The following is a 19,166-nucleotide window of genomic DNA, read 5'->3' as shown; positions in this document are numbered from 1 at the left end:
TAGCTAGGTTATTAACGATGAAAAACTCATCCAAAGTAGGCATAATTAACCTATCAAACAAGTGGTAAAACGTGGTACTACCAATTATTTAGTAATAACCTTGATGATGGTGCTGCCAATAAGCTTTAAATCGAAGAAGAAATTGCGGCGTTTAATATACTCTTTATTATATTTTAACTTATCGGGAATGATGGTTTTTATGTAAAACGATTCCGGATCGGTGGCCGCTTTTAAAAGTTCTACCTCATTTCTGTATTTCAAGGAAGCGAGTCCGGTTATGCCCGGTCTTACTGAAAATATGGTCATATCGTCTTCCGTATAAAAATTTACATAATACCGAAGTTCAGGTCGGGGACCAACAAAGCTCATATCGCCCTTTAAAATATTGATAAGCTGCGGAAATTCATCAATTTTATAGCGTCGTAAAAAATAACCGATTTTTGTTATGCGCGCATCATGGTTCCCTAAAGTGAGCAAGCCCTTGCTTTCCGATTGTATGCGCATGGTACGAAATTTATAGATATTAAAATCGCTGTTGTTTTTACCCACGCGCCCTTGTATAAAAAATACAGGGCCCGGTGAATCAAGTTTAATTATGATGGCAATGATAACGAAGATGGGGGCGAGCAAAAGCAAACCAATGGCCGAAAATACAATGTCGAAAAGGCGTTTGGTATTCATTAGCGAACAATCCTAAAATGTGTTAAGGTGGCTATACTATCGCAATTTTCAATGGTTAATGTAATGTTGTTGTTTTTAAATTCACCTTCAATAGTGTAGATAGCACAAGGCTTTTGATGTGTTTTGCTTTCAGAAAAATTAACATCGCCTTGTTTTAAGATGTGGTTTATGGCCGTTTCGTCGAGCTTGTTTTTGGTCATTTCAAATGCAGCCGCATCGGAATATACCATTTTTTTTAACCGGATATTATTGAGCACCCGCGCATCCAGTCCGTAATTGAACGTCGTACCTTTTTTTTTCCATAAGAAAAAAACGAGTACCATGCCAATACATAAGCCTCCTAAATAATAGCCGAAGCGTTGTAGTAAATTCATTTGTTTGTTTAACAACCAGTAGGTTGGCTTCGGTTAAAAAATAATTAAATTGATATCGCTATAATTTAATCCAAACCATTCGCCCACCGATTTACTGGTTAAAATTCCGTGGTAAAAATACAACCCATTTTTTAAACCTCTATCAAAACGGAGTGAATTTTCTATACCCCCATCTTCAGCAATCTTTAACAGATAAGGCGTAAAAATATTGCTTATGGAAACCGATGCCGTACGTGAGTAGCGCGCAGGAATATTGGGCACACAATAATGAATAACACCGTGCTTTACAAAGGTAGGCTGTTTATGCGAGGTTACTTCGCTGGTCTCAAAACAACCACCGGTATCGATGCTCACATCAATAATGATGGCCCCTTTTTTCATGCATTGCACAATCGCATCGGTTACCACAATGGGTGAACGGTTGTTTCCTCGCACCGCGCCAATAACCACATCGCAACGTTTTAATGATTTGGTAAGGTTTTTAGGTTGCAGGGTAGAGGTAAATATGGGGCGCCCCAAATGGGTTTGTATGCGCCGGAGTTTGGTAATGGAATTATCGAAAACCTTAACGTTTGCCCCTAAGCCTATGGCACTTCTAGCGGCAAATTCGCCAACGGTGCCGGCACCTAGAATAACCACTTCAATAGGGGGCACCCCGCTTATATTGCCAAACATGAGTCCGTTACCGCCCTTGGTATCCGATAACAATTCGGCTGCTATTAGCACCGAGGCCGTACCTGCAATTTCACTCAATGATTTTACGGCAGGATAGGTGCCATCAGAATCCCTAATGAACTCGAACGCCAAAGCGGTAATGCGTTTGGCGGCCAAGGCTTCAAAATACTGTTTGGATTGTGTTTTTATTTGCAATGCCGATATTAACAAGGTTTGCGGGTTTAGCAGCTTGATTTGTTCCAAACTAGGGGGCTCTACCTTTAAAATGGTTGGACACGCAAACACTTTGGCGGTATCGTTTGTAATTTCGGCACCCGCCTCACTGTATTCCCTGTCGGTAAAATTGGCACCATCGCCCGCTCCAGCTTCCAGTAGTACGCGGTGGCCATTGCTAACCAAGGCAAACACCGCATCGGGGGTTAAGCAAACGCGTTTTTCTTGAAACGCGGTTTCTTTAGGGATACCAATATATAATTCGCCTTTGCGCCTAAAAATCTCAAGGGTTTCCTCTTGTGGTAAGAGTTGCTGTTTGGTAAAAGGAGATAGTTGTTTCGCCATGGTGTTGTTAATTACATAAACAAATTACAAATAAAATTTTTATTGCATAGAACATTTCAAAAATAATTACTTTAGTACTCAATTCCGCTAAATAATCAAATAAAATAATACGCATTACATTTGAACGAAAAAACCTCAAAATTATCTGGTTTGGCATCCTATGGTTGGAATAATTTTTTTATGTTTGTAACTATAAACAATATGTATGTGTAAAGCGTTAATTACTTGCTTTTTAAGCCTTTTTTCCTTAGCTCTATTTGCGCAAAATATCACTTTATCGGGTACCGTTTTGGATGAAAACAAGCAACCCATTGCTTATTCAAATGTGGTTGTTGCCACAGATGATTCGTCTGTAACGGAAGGTACAATCACCAATGAAGCGGGCGTTTTTTCGTTTGAAAACCTAAAAGCCAACAACTATACCCTTACAGTAAGCTTTTTGGGTTTTGAGGCACAAACCTTGGCCATTGACCTGAATAAAACCACCCAATTAGCTGCCATAATTTTAAAGGAAAAGTTAGAAACCTTAAATGATGTTACCCTTACTGTAAAACGGCCCACGGTAAAGCGTATGGTTGATAGGTTGGTTTTTAATGTTGAAAACTCCAGTTTATCGAATACCAACGTTTTGGATGTATTAAAACAAACACCCGGTGTTTTGGTGCATGATGGTACCATAACCGTTAAGCATAGCGTTCCTACCGTTTATATAAATGATAAAAAAGTGCAATTGTCCATGGATGAAGTGCAGCAACTACTGGAAGGTACATCGGCAACAACTATAAAATCCATTGAAGTTATTACCAACCCACCCGCAAAATACGAAGCTGAAGGCGGTTCGGTACTTAATATCATAACCAGCAAAACCATTGTTGCAGGCTATAATGGCAACATGTTCAGCAATTATAGCATGGGTAAAACCTATCCTAAATATACGTTTGGCACGAGTCATTTTTTTAAGACAAAAAAGCTAAACACCTATTTGAATTATAGTGTGAACCCAAAAAAAGAGTTTAGGCACAATAGCGAATCTATTTTTTTTACTGAAAACGGACAGAACACCACCAGTTGGGAAACCGATTATAAACGCACACGGAACACATCGAACCATAACATCAATACCAGCATTGATTATGAATTTAACGCCGCCAACAGTTTGGGTGTTTCGGCAAACATGCTTGTAGCTCCGCGCGATCATACCAAAACCTTTGTGAATTCGCTAACCGAGGTTTTTGATGCTGCCCATGTTTTAGATTCTACCTTCCATACCAAAAACCGTATGGCCGATGAGACCTTTAATTTTGCCCTTACGCTTGATTATGTGCACAAATTTAAAAAAGAAGGGGAGAAATTAATGCTGAGTGCCCACCATACCAATTATGATTTTTTAAGTTTTCAGGATGTTAAAACAGGCTATTTCTATCCTAATACTACTACCGCATTTCGGGATAACAACTTTCAAACGTTCTCTAAGCAAGTAATAAAACTATATACGGGTCAAATTGATTACGAACTGCCCCTAAGTGAAACCGCTCAATTTGAAGCAGGAGCCAAAGTTTCCAATATAAGTTCAAAAAGCATATTACGACAGTATCTTGTTGAAAATGGTGTAAAAATTGAGGATTTACAAAATACCGATACCTTTCTTTATGATGAAACCAATTCGGCACTCTACACCAGTTATGCCAAGGATTGGGAACGTTGGAGCCTAAAATTGGGCGTAAGGGTCGAACATACCGATATTGTTGGCACCTCTAAGGCTACCAACACCCAGAGCAACAAAAACTATGTGGAGCTTTTTCCCTCATTTTACCTTTTGCACAATGTAGATGACCACAACGCTGTTTATTTTAATTATAACAGGCGCATTTACCGCCCCAGATACAGCGAATTAAACCCTTTTAAATATTTTTTAAACGATAACGCCTATATTGCCGGCGACCCAAACCTGAAACCACAAATTGATGATGTTTTAACCTTAGGCTATACCATCAATAAAAACTACACTTTCGAGCTGTATTACCGTTTTGAAAACAATCCTACACTAGAAATGACCTTTCAAGATAATGAGGAAAACCTAATTAAATACATTAACACAAACATTGACAAAAGTATTTCGTATGGTTTGGATTTTACAACCTATACCCAGCTTGCCAACCGTTGGAATTTATATGTACTGGCCTCCCTTTTTTATTATGAAAATCATTTTGTTGCCTTGGAAAGCGCCAACACATTATATACCAATGATCGATGGTCGGTTTATAGCCAAATCATCAACTATTTTTCGTTGTTGAAGGATAAAAGTTTAACCGCCGATGTTGCTTATTTATACATTTCGAGTTTGGTGGATGGTGCTAAAAAAATCAGCAACCGACAAGGGCTGGATATAACCTTTAGAAAAACATTATGGAAAGGGAGGGCTTCCGTAAATATGGGGGTGAGGGATGTGTTTAACTCGCAAAATTTTAGTACCAAGACGCAGTACCTAAACCAAGACCTGTTTTTTAAATCGCGTATGGAGAATCGTTTGCTGGTTGCGGGGTTTACCTATAAATTTGGAAACTACCATTTAAAACCCAACCACAAAGAGCTGGAATTGGAAGAACGCGACCGATTGGAAAACAAACACCCTTAAAAATACTGTTTTATTTTATCCCAGAAATTTCTAGGCGATATTTTAAACTCTTCTTCAAGCTCCTCCAAGGATTTGTTGGCATCATTTATTTTATTGAAAATTTGAGCCCTCACTAAATATATGGAAGGGACAATAATGGCCATTATTGGAATTAAATACATTAATTGATTAGAGTCAATATTTATTAAATCATCATTAAGAGTAATAAATATCTGATAAACATACATCGCGATTGGTACTAAGAGTGCATGAAACCACCAATGCCTGCAAGTAAAAAACCAAATGATTAATAAAAGTAGCGGTATCAATTTTGATGTTAACACCCACATGGAAACTTGTGCACTTTGATAAAACTCACTTTGATAGGTAAATAAAAAAGTGTCCCAAATTGGAGAATTGGGGACACTTTCATACAGGTAAAACAAATAAGGGGTGGTTGCTATAATGGTAGCAATAACACTTCCTATAATCAAACTCTTTCTATCCTCCTGAAGGAATTTTAATTTGATCTTTTCTAACGGCCGTTTGTTGCTCATCTTGATTTGCTGTGTTGGCTGCATAAGCAGTAAACAACATACCACCAAAAATTGCAATCGCAATTAAATAGTTTTTAGTTTTCATTTTATAAGGGATTTAATTAATTAATTACCCAAATGTAACTAAAGACCTTATTGATGTAGGTGGCTAAATGTTAAAAAAACGTTAAAAACATTGTTTTTCAAAATTTTAGCTGTGGGTTTCCCGTACTACTACAATAATTGGAGGTTTTGTACTGTTTTTTCTGCTATATATGCTTTATTTTTTTTTTGTTATTATTTAATTTTTTAAAATTAGTTGCCTGGTTTCGTTTGCGGTTAATTTTAAAAAAATCTCATCAAAATTGTTTGTTAACATCGGTCGTATCAATTCGGGCCATTCAATCAAAATCCAATGTTCAGAATCTAAATAATCTTCAATACCGAAATTATAGGCTTCTTCCATATTTTTTATACGATACAGATCGAAATGAAAAATTTTGTCATTCTTCATCTCATACTCATTGATAATAGAGAAGGTGGGGCTACTCACTTCATCTGAACTGCCCAAGTGTTTAACCACTGCTTTAATAAGGGTTGTTTTGCCAACACCCATACCACCATGAAACAAAATGGTTTTCGATTTCAGGTTTTTTAGAAGCTCTTGCGCCAGATTTTCTATATCGTTTATACTGTAATTTATTTCCAAGGCAAAAAATTTTAAGGCAATATTACAAATTAATTATGATAAAAACTAATAAACTATGCATTTTGTCGGTGTTTTTTGTATTACATAGATTATTTTGGGTTAAACACGACCAACGGAATGATCATTTCTTCTAGTGAAACGCCCCCATGTTGGTAGGTGTTTTTAAAATAGCTCACATAATGATTGTAATTGTTTGGATAGGCAAAAAAGGAGTCGCCTTTGGCAAAAATATACGAGCTGCTCATGTTTATAGAAGGCAGGTGCACTTCCTTGGGGTCTTTAAAAACCAGCACTTCTTTACTTTCGTAGGTTAAACTGCGACCTGTTTTATAGCGTAAATTTAAACTGGTATCCCTATCGCCAATAACTTTTGAAGGTGTTTTTACGTTTATGGTGCCGTGATCGGTAGTTAAAATAAGCTTAAACCCTAATTGTTGGGCCAGTTGCACCATTTCCAGAAGTGGCGAATTTTTAAACCAGCTCAGGGTTAATGAACGATACGCCTTATCGTTTGATGCTAATTCCTTAACCACCTCCATTTCAGTTTTGGCATGCGAGAGCATATCTACAAAATTATACACAATAACGGTTAAGTCGTTGTTTTTTAAAGATTTGAAGTTTTCAACCAGCTTTTTTCCAGTTTTAAGGTTTGTTATTTTATGGAATTCGCAGGTTAAATGGGTTAGCCCCAAACGTTTTAATTGGGTTTGCAAAAAATCTTCTTCATGTAAATTTTTTCCACCGTCATCGGTATCGTTTTTCCAATATTGGGGAAATAGTTTTTCCATTTCGCTGGGCATCAGTCCGGAAAAAATAGCATTTCTCGCATATTGTGTTGCGGTGGGCAAAATACTGAAAAACGCTTCCTCTTTTTCCTTTTTATAATGGTTGTTGATGATGGGTTCAAACACTTTCCATTGGTCGTACCGCAAATTATCGACCACCACCAATAATGTGGGCTGTTCCTTGCTAAGTTCGGGAACAATTTTTTCCTTAAAAAGCGTGTGCGACATCACGGGGGCATCCTCGCGCGATTGAAACCATTTGGCGTAATTTTTTTCAATATACTTTCCAAATTGGATATTGGCTTCGGTTTTTTGGGATTCTAAGATTTCAAACATGCCCGCATCCTCTATGTTTTCAAGTTGAATTTCCCAGTAAATGAGTTTTTGGTATAAGGCTACCCAGGCTTCATACGAGTTTACCATGGCCAGATCCATTGAGATTTTACGGAACTCCTGTTGGTAATTTGAGGTTGTTTTTTCAGAAACCAATCTGGAATGGTCCAGGTTTTTCTTCAAGCTTAGCAGAATTTGGTTGGGGTTTACGGGCTTTATGAGATAATCGGCAATTTTATTGCCAATGGCTTCTTCCATAATGTATTCCTCCTCACTTTTGGTAATCATCACAACCGGCAGGTTATCTTGCTTTTCCTTTAGTTCGTTTAAGGTTTCAAGACCTGTAAGTCCCGGCATGTTTTCATCTAAAAAAACAATGTCGAAATTTTCATTATCAAGTGTTTCAATGGCTTCGGTGCCACTTTTACAGGTCGTTACCTTATAGTTGCGTTGTTCCAAAAACAAGATGTGGGGTTTAAGCAAATCAATTTCATCATCGACCCAAAGTATTTTTATTGTATTCATAGACGTATTTTTTGTAAGTGTTTCAATCAATTTGTTGTTGTATTTAATAAATTTAAGAAGGCAATAAGTATATTTGTGCCCAAAACATTAACTTTTTAAAGTTTGAACAAACTTAAAATATTAAACGACCCAATTTACGGATTTATTACCATTCCAAATTCGCTCATATTCGATTTAATACAGCACAAGTATTTTCAAAGGTTGCGGCGCATTACCCAAATGGGCCTGTCGTATATGGTATATCCGGGCGCGCACCACACGCGGTTTCATCATGCCATTGGCTGTGTGCATTTAATGCAAAAAGCGGTGAATGTGCTTCGTTTTAAGGACGTTAGCATATCAAAAGAAGAAGAAAACGGACTCTACGCTGCCATATTATTACATGATATTGGCCATGGCCCTTTTTCGCACGCCATGGAACATAGCATTGTAAATGGGGTTTCGCACGAGCATCTTTCCTTGCTTTTCATGCACCGCCTAAACAACGAATTTAACGGAAGTTTAACGCTTGCCATCCAAATATTTAAAGGGGAATATCCCCGAAAATTCATGTGTCAGCTCATTTCTGGGCAATTTGATATGGATAGGGCCGATTATTTAAAGCGCGACAGTTTTTATACGGGCGTAGCAGAAGGCAACATAAACAGCGAACGCTTGATTACCATGTTGAACGTGGTTAACGACCAATTGGTTGTTGAAGAAAAAGGCATTTACAGCGTAGAAAAATTTATAATTGCCCGTCGTTTTATGTACTGGCAAGTGTATTTGCACAAAACAGGGTTGGCTGCAGAACAGTTATTGATCCGGGTTTTGCAACGCGCCAAAGAGCTGCACCAAAAAGGCCATATACTGGAAGCCAGTAAGCCCTTATTGTATTTTTTGGAAAATAAGATAACGATGGCAAATTTTAATGAAGACGCTTTGGATGTTTTTGCTGAATTGGATGATTACGACATTATTTCGGCCATGAAACATTGGCAACATAGCACCGATTTTGTACTACGCCATTTAAGCAACATGATTATTAACCGGAATCTATTAACCATCAAGCTGAAAAACAAACCAGTAAAAAAACAGGACTTGGAACCCTATATTGAAAAACTGGTTAACACCTATGGCATCAGTAAAAAAGAAGCCCATTATTTTGTTTTTAAGGGCAGTATTTCCAATCAGGCGTACCAACATAACCACAAGGGCATCAATATATTGCACAAATCTGGAAACATAGAAGATATCGTTGAAGCCTCCGACCAATTAAACCTAAAGGCCCTTTCAAAACCTGTAACCAAATATTATATCTGTTATCCAAAGCAACCAGTTACAGCATTTTAATTAGTTCTAAAGTTGTTTTTCCTAACAATCCGCTATGGCCAACCAACAATAAAAAATGCAATTGAAAAACTTTAGGACATTTTTCCTATTTTTGCCAAACCTAACATTTAAAAACATCAAACTTTAACGTGTGAAATTTACAGCACAACAAATAGCAGGTATATTAGAAGGAGATGTGGTTGGAAATCCGAACGCTGAAGTATCAAAACTTTCCAAAATTGAGGAAGGCTTTAAAGGATCTCTAACGTTTTTGGCCAATCCTAAATACAAACACTATATATATAGTACAAAAGCTTCCGTTACCATTGTCAATAAATCATTCGTACCCGAAAGCGCTATTGAAACCACCCTTATAAAAGTAGATGATGCCTATTTGGCCTTTTCAAAAATACTCGAATATTACAACTCCATAAAGCTCAACAAAGTAGGTATCGAACAACCTGCATTTATTTCAGAATCATCGCAGTACGGAGAACAGGTTTATATTGGTGCCTTTTCGTATATAGCAGATAACGTAAAATTGGGCGATAACGTTAAAATTTTCCCCAATACCTATATAGGCGATAATGTTGTTATAGGAAACAATACCATAATATTTTCTGGAGTGCGCATTTATTCGGATACCGTTATAGGGAATAATTGCGTACTAAACTCGGGCGTTATTATTGGGGCCGATGGGTTTGGGTTTGCACCCAATGAAGCTGGGGGCTATAACAAAATTCCGCAAATAGGAAACGTTATCATTGAAGATTACGTTGATATAGGAGCCGCCACCACCATCGACAGGGCTACCTTAGGGTCAACCATCATCCATGAAGGTGTGAAATTGGACAACCACATTCAAATAGCCCATAACGTAGAAATTGGCAAAAACACCGTAATTGCCGCACAAACTGGCATTGCGGGATCCACCAAAATTGGCGAACATTGCCAAATTGGCGGCCAAGTGGGAATAGCGGGCCACATCATTATTGGTAATAACGTAAGGATACAAGCACAATCTGGTATTGCAAGAAACGTTAAGGATGATGAAACCCTTCAAGGCTCTCCCGCCATTGCCTTAACCGACTATAATAAAGCGTACGTTCACTTTAAGAACCTACCTAAAATTGTTAAGAATATAAATGATTTAGAAAAGAACAAATGGGAATAGTAACTACTGATATTAAACAAAAAACCATTGAGAAAGCAAGCTCATTAATGGGTGTTGGTTTACACACAGGAAAAAACGTAACATTAACCTTTAAGCCAGCGGCAGCCAACACCGGGTTGGTATTCAAGCGTGTGGATTTAGAAGGCATGCCCAACATTGAAGCCGATGCCAATTATGTAACCAATACGCAACGCGGTACCTGTTTGGAAAAAAACGGGGTGATCATCCAAACCTCCGAACATGTACTTGCAGCTTTAGTTGGTCTGGACATCGATAACGTTATTATTGAACTTAACGCTTCCGAACCACCCATTATGGACGGTTCTTCTAAGTTTTTTGTGGAAGCCCTAGAAAAAGCAAAAGTTATTGAACAAGAAGCCTTTAGGGAAGAATACGTGATTACCGATATTGTTTCCTATACCGATGAGGAAACGGGCAGCGAAATATTGGTTATGCCCGCAAAGGAATATCAAATTACTACCATGGTAGATTTTGGCACCAAAGTTTTAGGTACCCAAAACGCCACATTAAACCAGATTTCCGATTTTAAAACAGACATTTCAAACGCGCGAACCTTCAGCTTTTTGCACGAAATTGAAATGTTGCTTCAAAACGGACTTATAAAAGGGGGCGATTTAAACAATGCCATTGTGTATGTTGATAAACCCTTATCGGCAGAAACCATGGAAAAACTAAAGGTCGCTTTCAAAAAAGATAGCATTGCCGTAAAACCAAATGGCATTTTAGATAATTTAACCCTGCACCATCCCAACGAAGCGGCCAGACATAAATTACTTGACGTTCTGGGCGATTTGGCCTTGGTTGGCGTTCGTATTCGAGGAAAAGTAATCGCTAACAAACCGGGCCATTTTGTAAATACCCAATTTGCCAAAAAACTTTCAAAACTTATAAAAAACGACCGAAGAAATAACGTCCCTAATATCGATTTGAATGAACCACCTTTACTGGACGTTAATCAAATTATGGCCATGTTACCACATAGGCAACCGTTTTTAATGATTGATAAGGTTTACGAACTTACCGATAGTTATGTAACCGCCATGAAAAACGTGACCATGAACGAATCGTTTTTTGCAGGCCATTTTCCGGGTGCGCCCGTTATGCCCGGGGTTTTAATCGTGGAAGCCATGGCCCAAACAGGTGGTATTTTGGTATTGAACACCGTTCCAGACCCCGAAAACTACTTAACGTTTTTTATGAAGATGGATAACGTGAAATTCAAACAAAAAGTAGTGCCCGGCGATACCTTAATATTCAAGTGTTCGCTAATTACGCCCATTCGTCGTGGTATATGCCACATGCAAGGTTATGCCTATGCAAATGGCAAGCTATGCGCAGAGGCCGAACTAATGGCACAAATTTCAAAAGTAAAACAATAAAAATATCAAATGAACCAACCACTCGCTTATGTGCATCCTGGTGCAAAAATTGCAAAAAACGTTGTAATTGAGCCCTTTACAACCATTTATAACAATGTAACTATTGGCGAAGGCACATGGATAGGCAGCAACGTTACCATTATGGAAGGCGCTCGCATTGGAAAAAACTGCAATATTTTCCCGGGCTCGGTAATTTCTGCCGTACCACAGGATTTAAAATACAACGATGAAGAAACTACGGTAGAAATAGGCGATAACGTTACCATTAGGGAATGTGTTACCATTAACCGTGGTACCGCTGATAGAATGAAAACCGTTATTGGCAACAATTGCCTTATCATGGCCTATTGCCACATCGCCCACGATTGCGTGGTTGGAAACAACTGCATCTTTTCCAATAACAGCACCCTTGCAGGACACATTACCATTGGCGATTATGTGGTTTTGGCAGGTATGACCGCTGTACACCAATTTGTTTCCGTAGGAAACCATGCTTTTGTAACAGGAGGTTCGTTGGTTAGAAAAGATGTGCCGCCCTACGTGAAGGCCGCAAGAGAGCCTTTGTCGTATGTGGGCATCAATTCTGTTGGCCTAAGAAGACGCGGCTACACAACCGAAAAAATAAGGGAAATACAGAATGTTTTCCGAATCCTGTATCAAAAAAATTATAACAATACCCAAGCTACCGAAATTATTGAGGCTGAAATGGAAGCAACGCCCGAACGCGATGAAATCCTTCAGTTTATAAAAGATTCCCAACGAGGCATTATGAAGGGGTATTTCAAATCGAATTAATAGGTTTCGTTGTTTGTTGTGGAGTTGTTTAGTCGTTTTCAACTTAGCAATAAACAACTTCTAAAGATGCATGTAATCAACAAACGACATTAAAACATACAAATAAACAACAAACAATAAATGGCAACTACAAGCGATATTAGAAACGGCTTATGTATTAGGTACAACAATGATATTTATAAAATTATCGAGTTTTTACACGTAAAACCGGGCAAAGGGCCTGCGTTTGTAAGAACAAAAATGAAAAGCGTTACCAATGGAAAAGTATTGGACAATACCTTTTCTGCAGGACACAGGTTAGAAGATGTACGTGTCGAAACCCATAAATTTCAATTTTTATATAATGATGGCGAGTACTATCATTTTATGAACACTGAAGATTATACCCAAATCCAGTTACGGGAATCTGCTTTAGATAACCCGGGTTTAATGAAAGAAGGTGAAGTGGTTACAGTAATCATAAATGCTGAAGATAACATGCCGCTTTCTGTTGAAATGCCTGCAAGCGTCGTATTGTTGGTTACCGCTACCGAACCGGGCGTAAAAGGCAATACCGCAACAAACGCCACCAAGCCAGCAACCATGGAAACGGGTGCCATAGTAAATGTTCCTTTGTTTATTAATGAAGGCGATAAAATTAGGGTTGAGACCGAAAAAGGAACTTACAAAGAACGTGTAAAAGAATAACGTTTATTTGTTTAAACAGTTCAACAGCGCAACAATTAAACAATATAAATGAAATTCCCACAGCCATATACCCTAAAACAGATTGCCCAAATCATTGAATCCCATTTTGTGGGTGATGCCAATTTTCCGGTATTGGGCATGAACGAAATCCATGTTGTTGAGGCAGGCGATATTGTATTTGTCGATCATCCAAAATACTACGACAAGGCATTACATTCGGCAGCAACCATCATTTTAATCAATAAAGAAGTTGCATGCCCACAAGGCAAAGCCTTATTGATTAGTGACGATCCGTTTCGGGATTTCAACAAACTAACCGATTTTTTCAAACCTTTTAATGTTGCAACCAGCAACATCTCCGATTCGGCCATCATTGGTGCCAATTCAATCGTTCAACCCAATTGTTTTATAGGCCACAATGTTGTTATTGGCGAAAATTGTACCATACACAGCAATGTTAGTATTTACGATGATGTTGTAATTGGCAACAACGTAACCATACACGCAGGCACGGTGTTGGGGGCCAATGCTTTTTATTACAAAAAACGACCAGAAGGGTTTGACAGGTTAAAATCCTGCGGGCGCGTTGTTATTGAAGACCATGTGGATATTGGTGCCAATTGCACCATCGATAGGGGCGTTACGGGCGATACCAGGATAAAGGAAGGTTCAAAATTAGACAATCAAATACAAATTGGGCACGATACCGTTATTGGCAAAAAATGCCTCATAGCTTCACAAGTTGGCATTGCCGGGTGCGTGGTGGTTGAAGATGAAGTAACATTTTGGGGGCAAGTTGGCTGTACCAGCGGTGTTACTATTGGTACAAAAGCAGTGCTTTTGGCCAAATCGGGCATTAGCAAATCGCTTGAGGGTGGAAAAAGTTATTTTGGCGTTCCTGCGGAAGACATCCGTGTTAAATACAAAGAATTGGCCGCCATAAGACAAATTCCCGAAGTTTTAGAAGGTTTAAAATTGAAAAAATAAATATAATTATCCTATTGAAAATATTTTCAAAAAAGGTACTTTTGCATCACTTAGTTAAATAAAAAACAAACAATGAGTGTTTTAGTAAACAAAAATTCAAAAATAATCGTTCAAGGCTTCACAGGAAGCGAAGGCACGTTCCATGCTACCCAAATGATTGAATACGGTACCAATGTTGTTGGGGGCGTTACTCCCGGAAAAGGCGGTCAAACCCATTTGGATAAGCCCGTGTTCGATACCGTAAAAGACGCTGTTGAACAGGCAGGAGCCGATACAACCATTATTTTTGTGCCACCAGCTTTTGCTGCCGATGCCATTATGGAAGCTGCCGATGCGGGTATAAAAGTAATTATTACTATAACCGAAGGTATTCCTGTTGCCGATATGATTACGGCTTCAAACTACATAAAAAACAAAGACTGTCGTTTAATCGGCCCTAACTGTCCGGGTGTAATCACACCGGGTGAAGCAAAAGTAGGCATCATGCCCGGTTTTGTTTTCAAAAAAGGACATGTAGGCATTGTGTCAAAATCGGGAACCTTAACTTATGAAGCGGCCGACCAAGTTGTAAAACAAGGTTTAGGTATCACAACAGCAATTGGTATTGGAGGCGACCCCATAATTGGAACCACCACAAAAGAAGCCGTAGAATTATTGATTAACGACCCAGAAACCGAAGCGGTTGTTATGATTGGTGAAATTGGAGGGCAATTGGAAGCCGATGCGGCACATTGGTACAAGGCAAGTGGTAGTAAAAAACCAATTATTGGCTTTATTGCTGGTGAAACGGCACCCGCCGGTCGAACCATGGGGCATGCCGGTGCTATTGTTGGCGGAAGTGATGACACGGCACAAGCTAAAAAGAAAATTATGAGAGCCTGTGGCATTCACGTGGTGGATTCTCCTGCTGAAATCGGCAAAAAAGTTAAAGAAGTTTTAAGCGCATTATAGACAGAGCAAGTGCATAGACATTTAAAAACCTCGCCTAATTTTGTGAGGTTTTTTTATTTGAAACAACTTGTAATTACTATATTTGAATTCAAATCAGTTCAACAACAAAACAATCGAATTTGAATGAATCATTTTCGTGAATTCGTAGCCATTAAAACCTAACAAATGAAATTATTAGAAGGAAAAACAGCCATCATCACAGGCGCAAGCAGGGGCATAGGCCGTGGCATTGCGCAAGTTTTTGCAGCACAGGGAGCCAATATTGCCTTTACATACAGTAGCTCGGTAGAAGCAGCCAACGAGCTTGAAAAAGAATTAAATGCCCAAGGCATAAAAGCCAAAGGCTATAAAAGTAATGCGGCCAGTTTTGAGGAAGCCCAAAAATTGGCAGATGATGTGGTTGCGGAGTTTGGAAGCATCGATGTATTGGTAAACAATGCTGGTATTACCAAAGATAATTTGTTAATGCGCATTACAGAAGAAGATTTTGATACGGTTATAGAAGTAAACTTAAAATCGGTTTTCAATATGACCAAAGCAGTACAGAAAACCATGCTAAAACAACGCAAAGGCTCCATAATCAACATGAGCTCGGTAGTGGGCGTAAAAGGAAATGCAGGACAAACCAATTATGCTGCTTCTAAAGCTGGAATTATAGGTTTTTCAAAATCGGTAGCTTTAGAATTAGGTTCCAGAAACATTCGCAGCAACGTGGTGGCACCCGGTTTTATTGAAACCGAAATGACCGCTAAATTAGACGAAGAGGTTGTAAAAGGATGGCGTGCAGGCATTCCATTAAAACGTGGCGGCACCCCTGAAGATGTCGCGAATGTATGCGTGTTTTTGGCAAGTGACATGAGTGCTTATGTAACAGGACAAACCCTAAACGTTGATGGGGGCATGCTCACTTAGTATAGATTGACGATGGGTGATTTTGGAATTGTTGAAATCGTAAATCATATAATTGCCCATAATCAATGCCAAATAGGATTAGAAGGTTTACCAACAGCCATGATAAAGGTTGAAAATTCGTAAATCGCAAATCGTAAACCGTACATGCAAATAGAAACTATCATATACATTTTGCTTGCTGGAATTGTTGCTTTACTATTGGCAGGTTTTCAGTATTATACACCCAAAAAAAGCATGTCGAAGTGGAACATGCTTTTTTTGTTTTTGCGATTTCTTACCCTATTTGCCATTTTGTTAGTGCTCATCAATCCGAAATTTGAGCAAATTACCTTAACCACCGAAAAACCCAATTTAGTCCTCGCAGTTGATAATTCCAGTTCAATAACCCATTTAAAGCAAGACAAATCTACCACCGATTTCGTAAAAAAATTAACAACAAGTAAAAGTCTTAACGACAAGTTTAATGTAGAAGTTTACACCTTTGGCGAAACATTAAACCCTAGTAACACCATTACATTTACCGAAAAGCAAACCAATATTGATAAGGCCTTTACGCAATTATCGCAAGTTTATAACGAAACCATTTCACCCACCGTTTTAATTACCGATGGCAACCAAACCTACGGAAACGATTACGCTTTTGTGCCCAACACTTACAACCAACCCATTTATCCTGTTATCTTGGGCGATACCATTCAGTACACCGATTTAAAAATCCAGCAACTTAACGTTAACAAATATGCTTTTTTAAAAAACCAGTTTCCTATTGAAACCATTTTGGTTTACAATGGAGAAGCTGCAGTAAATACTAGGTTTGTGGTAACCAATGGCAAAACGGTTGTTTACTCTGAAAACCTATCGTTTACAAAAACCAATAACGCCAAAGTTGTTAATTTTACACTTCCAGCCAATACGGTGGGCGTACAGGTGTACCAAGCAAGGTTGGAACCCATACAAAACGAAAGGAACACCACCAATAACATTAAAAATTTTGCTGTTGAAGTTATTGACCAGAAAACAAAAATAGCCTTGGTTAGCGATGTTCTCCACCCCGATTTGGGTGCCTTTAAAAAAAGCATTGAAGCTAATGAACAACGTTCCGTAACGTTATTTAATTCAAAAGAAATTATAAATCAAATTAATGATTTTCAATTAGTTATTCTCTATCAGCCAAACTATCAGTTCAATAAGTTGTTTGATGCATTGGATGCCGAAAACAAAAACCGATTTGTAATTGTAGGGACAAAAACCGATTTGAATTTTTTAAACAAAATCAATAAAAATTATGTTTACGAAATAACCAATCAAACAGAAACGTATCAAGCCGTGTTCAATAAAAATTATGTCGCTTTTTTAATGGATGATATTAATTTTGAATCGTTTCCTCCGCTAAATACGCATTATGGTTCGGCCACATTTACAATGCCTTTTGAAGCCCTGTTGTATAAATCGATGAATGGCTTTTCAAAAAACGATCCGTTATTGGCCACTTTTGAGGCAGGCGGTAGGCGAGAGGCCGTTTTGTTTGGTGAAAATATTTGGCAATGGCGTGCCCAAAGTTTTTTAAATACCAAATCGTTTCAAACGTTTGATGATTTTATGGGGAAATTGGTGCAGTACCTAGCCTCAAACAAATTGAAAAGCCGATTGAACCTAGACTATGAATCGTTTTACAACGGCACTCATAATGTGCTTGTTAAGGCTGAATTTTTCGATAAAAATTACGTTTTCAACCCCAAGGCATCTTTAACTATTTCAGTAAAAAACAGTGTTACAAATGAAACAAAAACCTTTCCACTTATTCTAAACCATACCAATTACCAGGTAGATTTAAGTAGTTTAGTGCCATCCGAATATACCTTTACAGTTACCGCCACTAACGAAAATATATCAAAATCGGGAAGTTTCAAGATTTTGGAATATGATGTAGAGCAACAATTTTTAAATGCCGATGTTGCAAAACTTCAGCAATTGGCGGCCAACAGTGAGGGAAAAAGCTATTTTATAAATAACACAAGCCGTTTGGAAACCGATTTGTTAAACGACCCCCGATTTGTCAACATTCAAAAAAGCGCAACAAACAGTTTGCCGTTAATTGATTGGTACTACCTGCTTATAATCATTGCCATAAGTTTGGCATTGGAATGGTTTTTACGAAAATATAACGGACGCATCTAACAACGTACCTTTTACCCATGAATGGATAACAAAGGCATCTCTAAGCCCGAAGACATGACACGGGTTTTGCTTTTGTGAATTAACGACGACCAAAATCCATATTCATAAGGTACCATAATTAAAATATCGGGTTTAAAACTTATTAATTCCTTTTTAATTTCATCTATTACAGCATCCGATTGAACGCTTTTATAATAATACGAAACGCCTTCCAAGGGTTCAAGCATTTCGGTTGCAACGCTTGTTTCAGGCAAATGGTCGTTTACATGAAACACTTTTAAAACCGCATTAAATAGGTGTGTGGTGCGCTTTACCTTATCCAGTATTTCCGTTGAAATCCCTCTGTTGATGTCACATGCATACATAATCTTTTTAATGCCATTAAATTTGGCGCCAATTGGAATGGCAAGAATTGGGGTCTTTATTTTATGGATGGCTTCTGTGGTGGTACTGCCCAACAAATCGCCTTCCAAGGTTTTTTTGTGCATGCCCATAACAACCAATTCGGCCTGATATGCTTCAATGGCATATTGTAATTGTTCATTGAAATCTCCCATGGCAAAATATGGCGTAATCGATAGGTTGTGCTTTTTGGAAAGGTTTGCTACCTCAAGTTCCATTTTTTGTTTGGCTTTTTCAGCGGTGGTCAATATGGCATCGTATGGCAACCGCGAATTTATTACATGCACCGATAAAATGTGCAAATTGAAAAGCACTACTTGAGCCTGTGTTATTTTTGCCATATTGAGGGCATATTCGGTCGCATTTTTAGCTTCTTCCGAAAAATCCGTAGCTATGATAATGGTTTTCATATTGACTAAACTTTAATGGTTAAACAATCTAAACGGATACCTAAAAATACAACTTAAAAATCCCTAAAACTATTATTTTGTCAATAAAAAGCATCATTTTGTACTCATTCCAGATACTTAAAAGGTTTCGCCAATTTCCTAAAAAAATCATAATTCCTTATAAAAACAA

At 38.2% G+C, this 19,166-nt stretch carries 18 protein-coding genes; 10 read left to right on the top strand and 8 right to left on the bottom strand.

Annotated elements, in window-relative coordinates; translation table 11 throughout:
• Window positions 1–84: 84 nt before the first annotated feature.
• Genes GQO80_RS02155 through GQO80_RS02145 form a run of 3 tightly spaced genes read right to left on the bottom strand, consistent with a single transcriptional unit; the run spans window position 85 to window position 2,288 of the window.
• Window positions 85–681: a sugar transferase gene (locus tag GQO80_RS02155; RefSeq protein WP_157206560.1), complete on the bottom strand. Its 597-nt coding sequence runs from the start codon at window positions 679–681 to the stop codon at window positions 85–87.
• Window positions 681–1,055 carry a hypothetical protein gene (locus GQO80_RS02150; RefSeq protein WP_157206558.1) on the bottom strand — a complete coding sequence of 125 codons (375 nt, stop codon included), beginning with the start codon at window positions 1,053–1,055 and terminating at the stop codon, window positions 681–683. Before GQO80_RS02150 ends, GQO80_RS02155 begins: the two co-directional genes overlap by 1 nt.
• Before the next feature lie 33 nt (window positions 1,056–1,088).
• Window positions 1,089–2,288: an alanine dehydrogenase gene (locus GQO80_RS02145; protein ID WP_157206555.1), complete on the bottom strand. Its 1,200-nt coding sequence runs from the start codon at window positions 2,286–2,288 to the stop codon at window positions 1,089–1,091.
• Window positions 2,289–2,493: 205 nt separating this feature from the next.
• Between GQO80_RS02145 and GQO80_RS02140 the strand changes: the two genes are divergently transcribed.
• The gene (locus tag GQO80_RS02140; RefSeq protein ID WP_157206554.1) at window positions 2,494–4,923 is read left to right on the top strand and encodes an outer membrane beta-barrel family protein; all 2,430 of its coding nucleotides are present in this window, start codon (window positions 2,494–2,496) and stop codon (window positions 4,921–4,923) included.
• Here GQO80_RS02140 and GQO80_RS02135 read toward each other — a convergent pair.
• The 4 genes from GQO80_RS02135 to porX form a co-directional block, all read right to left on the bottom strand.
• Window positions 4,920–5,396: a hypothetical protein gene (locus GQO80_RS02135; RefSeq protein WP_157206552.1), complete on the bottom strand. Its 477-nt coding sequence runs from the start codon at window positions 5,394–5,396 to the stop codon at window positions 4,920–4,922. The genes GQO80_RS02140 and GQO80_RS02135 overlap by 4 nt on opposite strands.
• 7 nt (window positions 5,397–5,403) lie before the next feature.
• A complete protein-coding gene (locus tag GQO80_RS15745; protein ID WP_198037714.1) occupies window positions 5,404–5,544 on the bottom strand; it encodes a hypothetical protein in 141 nt (46 codons plus the stop codon).
• A 195-nt stretch (window positions 5,545–5,739) separates the two neighbouring features.
• Entirely contained in the window at window positions 5,740–6,147 is a 408-nt protein-coding gene (tsaE, locus tag GQO80_RS02130) for a tRNA (adenosine(37)-N6)-threonylcarbamoyltransferase complex ATPase subunit type 1 TsaE (RefSeq protein ID WP_157206550.1), read from the bottom strand.
• Between the two features lie 89 nt (window positions 6,148–6,236).
• A complete protein-coding gene (gene porX, locus GQO80_RS02125) occupies window positions 6,237–7,790 on the bottom strand; it encodes a T9SS response regulator signal transducer PorX (protein ID WP_157206547.1) in 1,554 nt (517 codons plus the stop codon).
• Between the two features lie 102 nt (window positions 7,791–7,892).
• Between porX and GQO80_RS02120 the strand changes: the two genes are divergently transcribed.
• The 9 genes from GQO80_RS02120 (at window position 7,893) to GQO80_RS02080 (ending at window position 18,185) form a co-directional block, all read left to right on the top strand.
• Window positions 7,893–9,122, top strand: a complete 1,230-nt coding sequence (locus tag GQO80_RS02120; RefSeq protein WP_157206546.1) for an HD domain-containing protein — start codon at window positions 7,893–7,895, stop codon at window positions 9,120–9,122.
• Window positions 9,123–9,252: 130 nt separating this feature from the next.
• Entirely contained in the window at window positions 9,253–10,275 is a 1,023-nt protein-coding gene (gene lpxD / locus GQO80_RS02115) for a UDP-3-O-(3-hydroxymyristoyl)glucosamine N-acyltransferase (RefSeq protein ID WP_157206545.1), read from the top strand.
• Complete coding sequence (locus GQO80_RS02110) at window positions 10,266–11,675, top strand: bifunctional UDP-3-O-[3-hydroxymyristoyl] N-acetylglucosamine deacetylase/3-hydroxyacyl-ACP dehydratase (protein ID WP_157206544.1); 1,410 nt, start codon at window positions 10,266–10,268, stop codon at window positions 11,673–11,675. Before lpxD ends, GQO80_RS02110 begins: the two co-directional genes overlap by 10 nt.
• A gap of 9 nt (window positions 11,676–11,684) precedes the next feature.
• Window positions 11,685–12,470, top strand: coding sequence for an acyl-ACP--UDP-N-acetylglucosamine O-acyltransferase (gene lpxA / locus GQO80_RS02105; RefSeq protein WP_157206543.1), 786 nt, complete (start codon window positions 11,685–11,687; stop codon window positions 12,468–12,470).
• A gap of 120 nt (window positions 12,471–12,590) precedes the next feature.
• Window positions 12,591–13,157, top strand: a complete 567-nt coding sequence (efp, locus tag GQO80_RS02100; protein ID WP_157206542.1) for an elongation factor P — start codon at window positions 12,591–12,593, stop codon at window positions 13,155–13,157.
• Window positions 13,158–13,205: 48 nt separating this feature from the next.
• Window positions 13,206–14,144: a UDP-3-O-(3-hydroxymyristoyl)glucosamine N-acyltransferase gene (locus tag GQO80_RS02095; RefSeq protein WP_157206541.1), complete on the top strand. Its 939-nt coding sequence runs from the start codon at window positions 13,206–13,208 to the stop codon at window positions 14,142–14,144.
• A 72-nt stretch (window positions 14,145–14,216) separates the two neighbouring features.
• Window positions 14,217–15,095: a succinate--CoA ligase subunit alpha gene (gene sucD / locus GQO80_RS02090; RefSeq protein WP_157206540.1), complete on the top strand. Its 879-nt coding sequence runs from the start codon at window positions 14,217–14,219 to the stop codon at window positions 15,093–15,095.
• A 165-nt stretch (window positions 15,096–15,260) separates the two neighbouring features.
• Complete coding sequence (fabG, locus tag GQO80_RS02085; RefSeq protein ID WP_157206539.1) at window positions 15,261–16,007, top strand: 3-oxoacyl-[acyl-carrier-protein] reductase; 747 nt, start codon at window positions 15,261–15,263, stop codon at window positions 16,005–16,007.
• 144 nt (window positions 16,008–16,151) lie between these two features.
• A complete protein-coding gene (locus GQO80_RS02080) occupies window positions 16,152–18,185 on the top strand; it encodes a vWA domain-containing protein (protein ID WP_157206538.1) in 2,034 nt (677 codons plus the stop codon).
• Between the two features lie 11 nt (window positions 18,186–18,196).
• Here the strand turns inward: GQO80_RS02080 and GQO80_RS02075 are convergent, their stop codons facing one another.
• Window positions 18,197–18,997, bottom strand: coding sequence for a universal stress protein (locus tag GQO80_RS02075; RefSeq protein ID WP_157206537.1), 801 nt, complete (start codon window positions 18,995–18,997; stop codon window positions 18,197–18,199).
• Window positions 18,998–19,166 lie beyond the last annotated feature (169 nt).

The sequence above is a fragment of the Mariniflexile maritimum genome, from assembly GCF_009746565.1.
Classification (GTDB): domain Bacteria; phylum Bacteroidota; class Bacteroidia; order Flavobacteriales; family Flavobacteriaceae; genus Mariniflexile; species Mariniflexile maritimum.
This window is presented reverse-complemented; position numbering and strand designations above follow the sequence as displayed.